This window comes from Streptomyces sp. NPDC002580, assembly GCF_042889485.1.
GTDB lineage: Bacteria > Actinomycetota > Actinomycetes > Streptomycetales > Streptomycetaceae > Streptomyces.
This window is the reverse complement of sequence record NZ_JBIAQZ010000013.1, coordinates 48783-58438: the sequence shown is the minus strand read 5'-3', so window position 1 is coordinate 58438 and position 9656 is coordinate 48783. Positions and strand designations below refer to the sequence as shown.

General features: G+C 72.9%; 8 protein-coding genes. 5 read left to right on the top strand and 3 right to left on the bottom strand.

The genetic code is table 11. From position 1 onward, the window contains the following. Nucleotides 1-140: 140 nt before the first annotated feature. The gene (locus ACFYW7_RS33235) at nucleotides 141-422 is read right to left on the bottom strand and encodes an HPr family phosphocarrier protein (protein WP_389509263.1); all 282 of its coding nucleotides are present in this window, start codon (nucleotides 420-422) and stop codon (nucleotides 141-143) included. Nucleotides 423-596: 174 nt separating this feature from the next. Here ACFYW7_RS33235 and ACFYW7_RS33230 point away from each other — a divergent pair, with 174 nt between their 5' ends. From ACFYW7_RS33230 to ACFYW7_RS33215, 4 genes are all read left to right on the top strand, one after another. Further along, complete coding sequence (locus tag ACFYW7_RS33230; RefSeq protein WP_389509261.1) at nucleotides 597-3425, top strand: GNAT family N-acetyltransferase; 2829 nt, start codon at nucleotides 597-599, stop codon at nucleotides 3423-3425. 312 nt (nucleotides 3426-3737) lie between these two features. Beyond that, nucleotides 3738-4325, top strand: coding sequence for a DUF5998 family protein (locus tag ACFYW7_RS33225; RefSeq protein WP_389509259.1), 588 nt, complete (start codon nucleotides 3738-3740; stop codon nucleotides 4323-4325). Continuing rightward, entirely contained in the window at nucleotides 4325-5512 is a 1188-nt protein-coding gene (locus ACFYW7_RS33220) for an alkaline phosphatase family protein (RefSeq protein WP_389509257.1), read from the top strand. Before ACFYW7_RS33225 ends, ACFYW7_RS33220 begins: the two co-directional genes overlap by 1 nt. A gap of 44 nt (nucleotides 5513-5556) precedes the next feature. Further along, nucleotides 5557-6204 (top strand): thymidine kinase, encoded by a 648-nt coding sequence (locus ACFYW7_RS33215; RefSeq protein ID WP_389509255.1) that lies wholly within the window; start codon nucleotides 5557-5559, stop codon nucleotides 6202-6204. Nucleotides 6205-6299: 95 nt separating this feature from the next. Here ACFYW7_RS33215 and ACFYW7_RS33210 read toward each other — a convergent pair whose 3' ends face one another. Beyond that, a complete protein-coding gene (locus tag ACFYW7_RS33210) occupies nucleotides 6300-7103 on the bottom strand; it encodes a VOC family protein (RefSeq protein WP_389509253.1) in 804 nt (267 codons plus the stop codon). A 323-nt stretch (nucleotides 7104-7426) separates the two neighbouring features. On the opposite strand from ACFYW7_RS33210, the gene ACFYW7_RS33205 reads away from it, so the two are divergent. Next, complete coding sequence (locus tag ACFYW7_RS33205; protein WP_389509251.1) at nucleotides 7427-8254, top strand: sulfurtransferase; 828 nt, start codon at nucleotides 7427-7429, stop codon at nucleotides 8252-8254. A 290-nt stretch (nucleotides 8255-8544) separates the two neighbouring features. Here ACFYW7_RS33205 and sepH read toward each other — a convergent pair whose 3' ends face one another. Then, the gene (sepH, locus tag ACFYW7_RS33200; RefSeq protein WP_389509249.1) at nucleotides 8545-9627 is read right to left on the bottom strand and encodes a septation protein SepH; all 1083 of its coding nucleotides are present in this window, start codon (nucleotides 9625-9627) and stop codon (nucleotides 8545-8547) included. Nucleotides 9628-9656: the final 29 nt, after the last annotated feature.

Here is a 9656-nt window from a genome sequence, read left to right as displayed (position 1 = left end):
TTTTTGCCGGCCTCTTCGTTGTCGGTGGGGGGTGTGTGGGGCGCTTTTGTTGGGGGGGGGCCAGCCCTACGGGGGGCGGCGCCCCGGGCGGCGTCGGCGCCCCGCGGCTCAGCCGTGTGATGTCCGGATGCCTCGTGGGCTCAGACGGTCTCGGGGAGCTCGTCGAGCCCCTCGGCGACGAGCTTCGCCAGCCGGTCGAGAGCGGCGTCGGCGCCCTCGGCGTCCGACGCGAGGACGATCTCCTCGCCGCCCTGGGCGCCCAGGCCGAGCACCGCGAGCATGGAGGCTGCGTTGACGGGGTCGCCGTCGGCCTTGGCGATCGTCAGGGAGATGCCGGAGGCCGAGGCGGCCCGGACGAAGATGGAGGCGGGGCGGGCGTGGAGGCCCTCGTTCCAGCCGACGTTGACGCGGCGCTCAGCCATGTGATGCTGCCCTTCAGGTATTCAGGGTTGTCTAGACCAGTGTCCCATATCGCGAGGCGTGCCCGGGCGGCCCGTCGTCCGTCCGCCGCGACGTCGGAACACGACCCCGCTCCGGCGCCCGTCTCCACAGACTGCCTCGCGCCGTTGTCGTACGCGAGCCGTACTCTGGGCCCCATGCAGACCTCGTCGGACCGGCACGAGTACCCCGCTCACTGGGAGGCCGACGTGGTGCTGCGCGACGGCGGCACCGCGCGCATCAGGCCCATCACCGTGGACGACGCCGAGCGCCTGGTCAGCTTCTACGAGCAGGTGTCCGACGAGTCGAAGTACTACCGCTTCTTCGCGCCGTACCCGCGGCTGTCCGCCAAGGACGTCCACCGGTTCACCCATCACGACTTCGTGGACCGCGTCGGCCTCGCGGCCACCGTGGGCGACGAGTTCATCGCCACCGTCCGCTACGACCGGATCGACGCCGACGGCATGCCGGCGTCCGCGCCCGCCGACGAGGCCGAGGTGGCCTTCCTCGTGCAGGACGCCCATCATGGCCGCGGTGTCGCCTCGGCCCTGCTCGAACACATCGGGGCCGTGGCCCGCGAGCGGGACATCCGCCGTTTCGCCGCCGAGGTGCTGCCCGCGAACAACAAGATGATCAAGGTGTTCACGGACGCCGGGTACACCCAGAAGCGCAGCTTCGAGGACGGCGTCGTACGCCTGGAGTTCGATCTCGAACCCACCGACCGGTCGCTCGCCGTGCAGCGCGCGCGGGAGCAGCGTGCCGAGGCACGGTCCGTGCAGCGACTGCTCGCCCCCGGCTCGGTCGCCGTCATCGGCGTGGGGCGCGCACCCGGAGGGGTCGGCCGCAGTGTCCTCGACAACCTGCGGGACGCGGGCTTCACCGGCCGCCTGTACGCCGTGAACGCGGCGCTTCAGGAGAAGGAAATCGACGGGGTCCCGGCGCACCGCTCCGTCCGGGACATTGCCGAGCCCGTGGACCTCGCCGTCGTCGCGGTGCCCGCCGAGCACGTGCCCGAGGTCGTCACGGAATGCGGCGAGCACGGGGTGCAGGGGCTCGTCGTGGTCTCCGCCGGTTACGCCGAGAGTGGCGCGGAGGGCCGCGAGCGCCAGCGCGAGCTCGTGCGCCGCGCGCGTACGTACGGGATGCGCATCATCGGGCCCAACGCCTTCGGAATCATCAACACGTCCCCCGGGGTGCGCCTCAACGCCTCGCTCGCACCGCAGATGCCACGCCCGGGCCGTATCGGCCTGTTCGCGCAGTCCGGGGCCATCGGCATCGCCCTGCTGTCCCGGCTGCACCGGCGCGGCGGCGGCGTCACGGGGGTGACCGGAGTGTCGACCTTCGTCTCCTCAGGGAACCGCGCGGACGTCTCCGGGAACGACGTACTCCAGTACTGGTACGACGACCCGGAGACCGACGTCGCCCTGATGTATCTCGAATCCATCGGCAACCCGCGCAAGTTCACCCGCCTCGCCCGGCGGACCGCGGCCGTGAAACCGCTGGTCGTGGTCCAGGGCGCACGGCACGGCGGGGCCGCCCCCCAGGGGCACGCGGTCCGGGCCACGCGGCTGCCGCACGCGACCGTGTCCGCGCTGCTGCGCCAGGCCGGAGTGATCCGGGTGGACACGATCACCGAACTCGTCGACGCGGGCCTCCTGCTGGCCCGTCAGCCGCTTCCGCGGGGACCCAGGGTCGCGATCCTCGGGAACTCCGAGTCGCTGGGGCTCCTGACGTACGACGCGTGCCTCGCCGAAGGGCTCAGGCCCCTGCCCCCCCAGGACCTGACCACGGCCGCCTCCGCGGAGGACTTCCACCGGGCGCTGTCGGCCGCCCTGACGGACGACAGCTGTGACGCCGTCGTCGTGACGGCCATACCGGCGGTGGGGGAGACGTCGGCCGCCGACGCCGCACTGGCCGAGGCGCTCCGGTCCTCCGCCGCGGCGGCTCCGGCGAAACCCGTGCTCGTGGTGCACGTCGAACTGGGCGGGCTCGCCGAGGCGCTGTCCGCCGCCGCGAGCACCGCTCCCCAGACCGCCGGGACGGCGCCCGGCGCGGCGCCCGGAGCCCGGTTCCACCCGGCGAACCGTTCGCCCGCCTCGGTCCCCGCCGACGTCGCGCCGGACTCCCGGCTGATCCCCGCGTACCCCGCCGCCGAGCGTGCCGTCCGCGCACTCGCCGAGGCCGTCAACTACTCCCGGTGGCGCCAGGACGCCGGCGAGCCCGGCAAGGTGCCCGAGTACGAGGACATCGACGAGAAGGGGGCGGCCCGGATGGTCGACGACCTCCTCGCGCGCGGGGAGGGGCTGACGCTCGGCGGTGAGGAGACGGCGGCCCTGCTCGGGCGGTACGGCATCGACGTGCACCGGGCCCTGCCCGCCGCCACGCCGGACGACGCCGTGGCGGCCGCGCGGGCCATCGGCTATCCCGTGGCCCTCAAGACCACCGCCCCGCACCTGCGACACCGCGCAGACCTGGGCGGCGTACGGCTCGACCTCGCGGACGAGGAGCAACTGCGCCGGGCGTACACGGAGTTGACCGAGCTGTTCGGGACGCCCACGGTCCTGCGGCCGGTCGTGCAGGGGATGGCGCCGCGCGGCGTCGACACGGTCGTCCGCGCGGTGATCGACCCCGCGGCCGGGGCCGTCCTCTCCTTCGGGCTCTCCGGAGCCGCCTCAGAACTGCTCGGGGACACCGCGCACCGGCTGATTCCGGTCACCGACCGGGACGCGACCTCGCTGATCCGGTCGATCCGGACGGCACCGCTCCTGTTCGGCTGGCGGGGCTCCGCACCGGTCGACACGGCCGCCCTCGAAGAGCTCATGCTGCGCGTGTCCAGGCTGGTCGACGACCACCCCGAGGTCGTCGCGGTCTCCCTGGAGCCGGTGGTGGTCGCGCCGACCGGCCTGAGCGTGCTGGGCGCCACGGTACGACTGGCCCGGGCACCGCTCCGGGACGACCTCGGGCCCCGGACACTCCCCGTCGTCTGAGTACTGCCGGCCGCCCGTGGGGAGCCGTGTCCCGGGCGCATGCGTCCGCCCCGGGCCCCGTCGGCGTCCGAGGGGTGCGGCGGGGGACCGGCGCCCTGAAACGCGGGCCCGCCCCGGGTGACGACCGGGGGTGTCCGCCTGCCGTCCGGCCCGCCGCCGTGCGCGCCCCCGCACCGGCCCGTCGCAGCCGAGCCGCCGCCGTCCGGGTGTCCACGTCCTCGCGGTCGCCGTTCCCGTTTCGATCTGTTCCGTCCACGACAGACCCTGGCGAGCGGTGCCTCGCAGTCAGTGGGCCCCCGTAGGATGGAGGACATGGCCAAGACCAGTACGACGACCCAGGGGCTGCGAGCGGCGATCGAGCGCAGCGGCTACTACCCGGCCCTCGTGGCCGAGGCGGTGGAGGCCGCCATCGGCGGCGAGACCATCCGGTCGTACCTGGTCCACCAGGAGACGACGTTCGACGCGAACGAGGTACGGCGGCACGTCACCGTGCTCGTCCTCACCGGCAATCGCTTCATCGTGAGCCACACCGACGAGCAGAACGCGGACACCACGTCCCCGACGCCGTACGCCACGACCTCGACGGAGTCGGTCAAGATCGGCCGGATCTCGTCGGTCGTCGTCAGCCGGGTCGTCGCGAACCCCGAGTCGTACACGCCGGGCACGCTGCCCCGCGAGGTGGTCCTGACCATCGGCTGGGGCGCCGTCTCCCGCATCGACCTGGAGCCGGCCGCCTGCGGCGACGCCAATTGCGAGGCGGATCACGGCTACACGGGCAACTCGACGGCGGACGACCTGAGCCTGCGCGTCAGCGAGGCCGGGGACGGCCCCGAGACCGTCCGCCAGGCGCTCGCCTTCGCGCAGTCCCTGTCCGAGGCGACCGCGGACACCGCCCGCTGATGGCGCTGTCCACCTGGGACCACCCGGAACCGCTCGCCATCGGATCCGCGCCCGTCCCCGAGTACGGCACCGGCTCCCTGGCCGACCTGCTGCCCACGCTCGCCGCGGGCATGTCCGTGCCCGGCGTGACCGCCGCCATACCGGAGCTGACGCCGGCCGACCGGAACTGCGTGTTCCTGATCGACGGCCTCGGCTGGGAGCAGCTCAGGGCTCACCCGGACGAGGCACCCTTCATGACCTCGCTCCTCGCGTCCTCGCGCGGTGACACGGGGCGTCCGATCACCGCCGGCTACCCGGCGACCACCGCGACCTCCCTCGCCTCCGTCGGCACCGGCCTGCCCCCGGGCGCGCACGGTCTGCCCGGCTACACCGTGCGCAACCCCGACACCGGCGCGCTGATGAACCAGCTCCGCTGGAACCCGTGGAGCGACCCGGGAGCCTGGCAGCCCTACCCCACGATCTTCCAACTCGCCGACGCGGCGGGCGTGCACACCGCCCAGGTCTCCTCGCCCACCTTCCAGAACACTCCGCTGACGAAGATCGCGCTGAGCGGCGGGACGTTCCACGGAAGACTGACCGGCGAGGAGCGCATGGATCTGGCAGCCGAGCAACTGGCGGCCGGCGACCGCTCCTTGGTCTACACGTACTACGCGGAGGTGGACGGCAAGGGCCACCGCTTCGGCATCGACTCGGACCCCTGGCGCGGCCAGCTGATGTACGTGGACCGACTGGTCCAGCGCCTCGCGGAGCAGCTGCCGCCGCGCTCCTCGCTGTACGTCACCGCCGATCACGGCATGATCGACGTCCCGTTCGACGAGCAGCACCGCATCGACTTCGACGAGGACTGGGAGCTGCGCGCCGGGGTCGCCCTGCTGGGCGGCGAGGGCCGTGCCCGTCACGTGTACGCGGTCCCGGGTGCCGAGGCCGACGTGCTGACCTGCTGGCGCGAGGTCCTCGGCGAGCAGTTCTGGATCGCCTCCCGGGACGAGGCGATCGCGGCGGGCTGGTTCGGTCCGCAGGTCGACGAGCGGGTGTACGCCCGGCTGGGCGACGTGGTCGCCGCCGCCCGGGACGACGTCCTGATCATCGCGTCCGAGCGGGAGCCGAAGGAGTCGGTGATGGTCGGCAACCACGGTTCGATGACCCCTGCCGAGCAACTGGTGCCCCTCCTCCAAGTACGCTCCTGACTCCCTGCCTCCCTCCTCCGTTGCCGAAAGGTGCTCAACTTCCCATGCCCGAGCTGGTGTTCTTCTCCGGAACGATGGACTGCGGGAAGTCCACGCTGGCTCTCCAGATCGAGCACAACCGCTCGGCGCGGGGCCTGCAGGGCATGATCTTCACGCGTGACGACCGCGCGGGCGAGGGCAAGCTCTCCTCGCGCCTCGGCCTGGTCACCGACGCGGTCGAGGTGGCCGACGACCAGGACCTGTACGCCTATCTGGTCGACCATCTCTCCAAGGGCGGCCGGGCGGACTACGTGATCGCGGACGAGGCCCAGTTCCTGGCCCCCCGGCAGATCGACCAGCTGGCCCGCGTGGTGGACGACCTGGGCGTCGACGTGTTCGCCTTCGGGATCACGACCGACTTCCGCTCCAAGCTCTTCCCGGGCTCTCAGCGCCTGGTCGAACTCGCCGACCGCGTCGAGGTACTCCAGGTGGAGGCCCTGTGCTGGTGCGGCGCCCGCGCCACGCACAACGCCCGCACCGTGGCCGGCGAGATGGTCGTCGAAGGCGCGCAGGTCGTCGTCGGCGACGTCAACCAGGTCGATGACATCGGCTACGAGGTCCTGTGCCGCCGGCACCACCGCCGCCGGATGACAGCCGCCACGGCGCACGCGAGCGCCCTGTCCCCGGACGTCCTGCCGATCGCCTCGGCCTGAGGCCTTCTCCGGGGCCGTTCCCCGAGGTGTGGCGCGCCCGGTCCGACACTCCGCCCGGTGTGCCGGCTCCGCGGCGCCTCGGGTGCTTCACCGTGTCAGGCGACGGCGTGGATCAGGGAGAACATGGCGCCCTCGGGATCCGCCACCGTCGCCACGCGGCCGTACGGCGAGTCGTGGGCCGCCGCGAGGAGGTGCCCGCCGAGTTCCGTGACGCGGCGGACGGTGTCGTCCACGTCGGAGGCCTCGAAGTACGTCAGCCAGTGCGGGCCGCGGTCGCGGGGCAGTGCGTTGCCCACGCCGTGGACGCCGGCCACCGGGCGACCGTCGACGCGCAGGGTCGCGTAGTCGAAATCGGCCGAGACGGCCGGCGCCGGTTCGTAGCCGAAGACCCCTTGGTAGAACTTGACGACGCTCTCGGTGTCGCGCGTCACGAGTTCGTTCCACGCCGGCGTGCCCGGGACACCGGTGATCCCCGTGCCCAGGTGCGCCCCCACCTGCCAGATGCCGAAGACGGCGCCCGACGGGTCGGAGGCGATCGCCAGACGCCCGGCCTCGGCGGCGTCGATCGGACCCACCCCCACCGTTCCGCCGCTGAGCCGTACCGTCTCGGCGGTCTGGTCCACGTCCGCCGAGGCGAAGTACGGCGTCCAGGCGATCGGCAGGTGGCGGTCGGGCGGCAACTGGCCGATGCCGGCCACCTCGTGGCCGTCGAGCAGTGCCCGCGCGTACGGGCCGAGCTGAGCGGGGCCCGGCTGGAACTCCCAGCCGAACAGCGCTCCGTAGAAGTCCTGGGTCGCGGCCATCTCATGCACCATCAGACTCACCCAGCATGGTGCGCCGGGCGTGTACCGAGTGTGCGTGGTCCCGTTCGGGCCGGCCGACTCCCGTGCCTCGGTCATCGTCACTCTCTTCTCGGCCCCTCGCGGTGGCCGGTCACCTTCCGCCTGCGAACACGCGTACTGAGTCGCGTGCGCGCACGCCCCGTCCCGATGTTCGCACCACCGGTCGTGCCGCGCGTCCGGGCCGCGCCGCCGTTCGACAGTCCGCGACCGGAGGGCGCCCGATCTGCTGCTTACCACCTGTTTCCGGGTGATTTCTGCGTGGTGTCCATCGGTTGTACAGCATGTGCCCGATCCCATACGCCTCGTGATCGGACCTGTCCGGCCGAGCAGAGTAGCCGGACATGGACGAAGCGGCCACCCCGTGCGCGAGGATGGTGACCATGAACGCCATCATCAGCGCATCCGACCTCGCGAGCGATCTGGCCGGTCCGAACCCGCCGGTACTCCTCGACGTCCGCTGGCAGTTGGGCGGCCCCGATCAGCGCTCCGTGTACGAGAGCGCGCACATCCCCGGTGCGGTCTTCGTCGATCTGGATTCCGAACTCGCTGGTCCGGCCGGTGCGGCGGGCCGTCATCCGCTTCCCGATCCCGAGGTCTTCGGTGCAGCGATGCGGGCCGCCGGAGTGTCAGAGAACCGTGACGTCGTCGTGTACGACGGAGGGCAGGGCTGGGCCGCCGCGCGCGCCTGGTGGCTGCTGGGCCATTCGGGTCATCCGTCGGTACGTGTGCTTGACGGCGGGTTCGCCGCCTGGAGCGGTCCGGTGTCCTCGGAGGTCCCGTCGCCGGTACCCGGAACCTTCGCGCCGGGCCCCGGCACGCTGCCGTCGCTCGACGCGGACGGGGCTGCCGGGCTCGCCCGCACCGGGCTGTTGCTCGACGCCCGCGCGGGTGAGCGGTACCGGGGCGAGGTCGAGCCGATCGATCCGGTCGGCGGGCACATTCCCGGCGCCGTCTCCGCGCCGACCACCGAGAACGTCACGGAGGACGGACGGTTCCTGCCGGCGGCCGAACTCGTCGACCGTTTCAAGTCCCTCGGCGTGACACCCGCGTCCGAGGTCGGTGTCTACTGCGGGTCCGGCGTCTCCGGCGCCCACGAGGTGCTGGCCCTCGCCGTGGCCGACATCCCCGCGGCGCTGTACGTGGGTTCGTGGTCGGAGTGGTCGCGGGACGGGAACCGGCCCGTGGCGGTGGGCCCCGACCCGCAGTGACCGCGTGCCGAGCCGGAACCGCCGTGCCGGAACCGCCGAGCCGGGCGGGGGAGGCTGCCCCCGTTGCTGTCGCCCTTGCCCTTGCCCTTGCCCGTCTCGGCTATGGCGCGGTGGCCCGGTTCGACGGCTGGGCCGCTGATGTCCGGGCCCGGGCCGAGGGCCGGGGTTCGAGCGTGGCCACCGACGGTGCGGGAGACCCGGGCGGGAAGCCGCTGCCCAGGCCGGGGTGGGCGGAGCGCGCGACGGCGGGCCCGCACCGGATGGGTGCGGGCCCGCCGTCGTAGGCCTGACTAGTCCTGCTTCTTCCGTCGCGTGCCGAAGACGATCTCGTCCCAGCTCGGAACGGCCGCTCTACGGCCCGGGCGGACACCGTCGGCCTCGGCCTGACGGTCGGTCGCACCGACGAGCCGGTCGCGATGGCTGCCGACCGAACGGGGCATGAGCACGTCCGCGTACGCGGAACCGGCACCCGCCGAGGCGGCGGGAGCCGGGGGCTCCTCCTCCTCGGGTTCCGGAGCGGGCTCCTCGGCGGCGGGGCGTTCGGCGGTGGCGGGGCGCTCGGGTACCACCATGTCGCCGCGGAAGCTGGGCACCGCCTCCAGGAGGCTGGTCAGCGAGTCCCTGTCCTCGGCCTCCTCGGCCGGCTCCGGGGACGGCGGCAGGCTCGGCCGCTCCGCCTGCCGGTCCAGGGCTCGGTCCAGCGGACGGTCACGGGGCAGCCGGGCGATCCGCGGCACGAACGGGAAGCTCGGCTCGGGCGCGGCCAGGTCGTCGGACTCGCCGATCAGTGAACGGGCCTCGTCGTCGACGGCCTGGACGAGCCGCCTGGGCGGGTCGTAGGTCCAGCTCGCCGCGTGCGGTTCGCCCGCGACCCGGTAGACCAGCAGGACTTCCCAGGTGCCGTCGTCGCGGCGCCACGAGTCCCACTGGACGGTGTCCTTCTCGGCGCCCCGGATCACCAGCCGCTCCTGGACGGCCTCGCCGAGCTGGGGTCCGGCGTTCTCGCCTGGGCGGCGGACGGGAGTCTTCCTGGCGCGCTCGGCCATGAAGGCACGCTCGGCCAGCACGGGCCCCTCGAAGCGACGAACGCGATCGACGGGGATACCGGCGAGCTGGGCCACTTCCTCCGCGGAAGCACCGGCACGTATACGCGCCTGGATGTCTCGGGGGCGGAGGTGGCTCTCCACCTCGATCTCGATCTGGCCGAGGCGGGGACGGTCGCCGCGTACGGCGGCGCGCAGACGCTCGTCAATCGGAAGCGTGTACTCCGTACTGTCCGCAGCCTTCAGCACCAGCCGTGTGCCGTCGTTAGAGACGGCCACGACACGCAGTTCGGGCATGGGGACCTCCCGGGTGGTGCCTGCCGACGTCACGTGCGTCGCTGCTTCCGCTAGTCGAGTGT

What these genes read in the sequence shown, in the direction of transcription:
- ACFYW7_RS33235 (WP_389509263.1), bottom strand. Translation starts at nt 422, where the DNA reads ATGGCTGAGCGCCGCGTCAACGTCGGCTGGAACGAGGGCCTCCACGCC.
- ACFYW7_RS33230 (WP_389509261.1), top strand. Translation starts at nt 597, where the DNA reads ATGCAGACCTCGTCGGACCGGCACGAGTACCCCGCTCACTGGGAGGCC.
- ACFYW7_RS33225 (WP_389509259.1), top strand. Translation starts at nt 3,738, where the DNA reads ATGGCCAAGACCAGTACGACGACCCAGGGGCTGCGAGCGGCGATCGAG.
- ACFYW7_RS33220 (WP_389509257.1), top strand. Translation starts at nt 4,325, where the DNA reads ATGGCGCTGTCCACCTGGGACCACCCGGAACCGCTCGCCATCGGATCC.
- ACFYW7_RS33215 (WP_389509255.1), top strand. Translation starts at nt 5,557, where the DNA reads ATGCCCGAGCTGGTGTTCTTCTCCGGAACGATGGACTGCGGGAAGTCC.
- ACFYW7_RS33210 (WP_389509253.1), bottom strand. Translation starts at nt 7,103, where the DNA reads ATGACCGAGGCACGGGAGTCGGCCGGCCCGAACGGGACCACGCACACT.
- ACFYW7_RS33205 (WP_389509251.1), top strand. Translation starts at nt 7,427, where the DNA reads ATGAACGCCATCATCAGCGCATCCGACCTCGCGAGCGATCTGGCCGGT.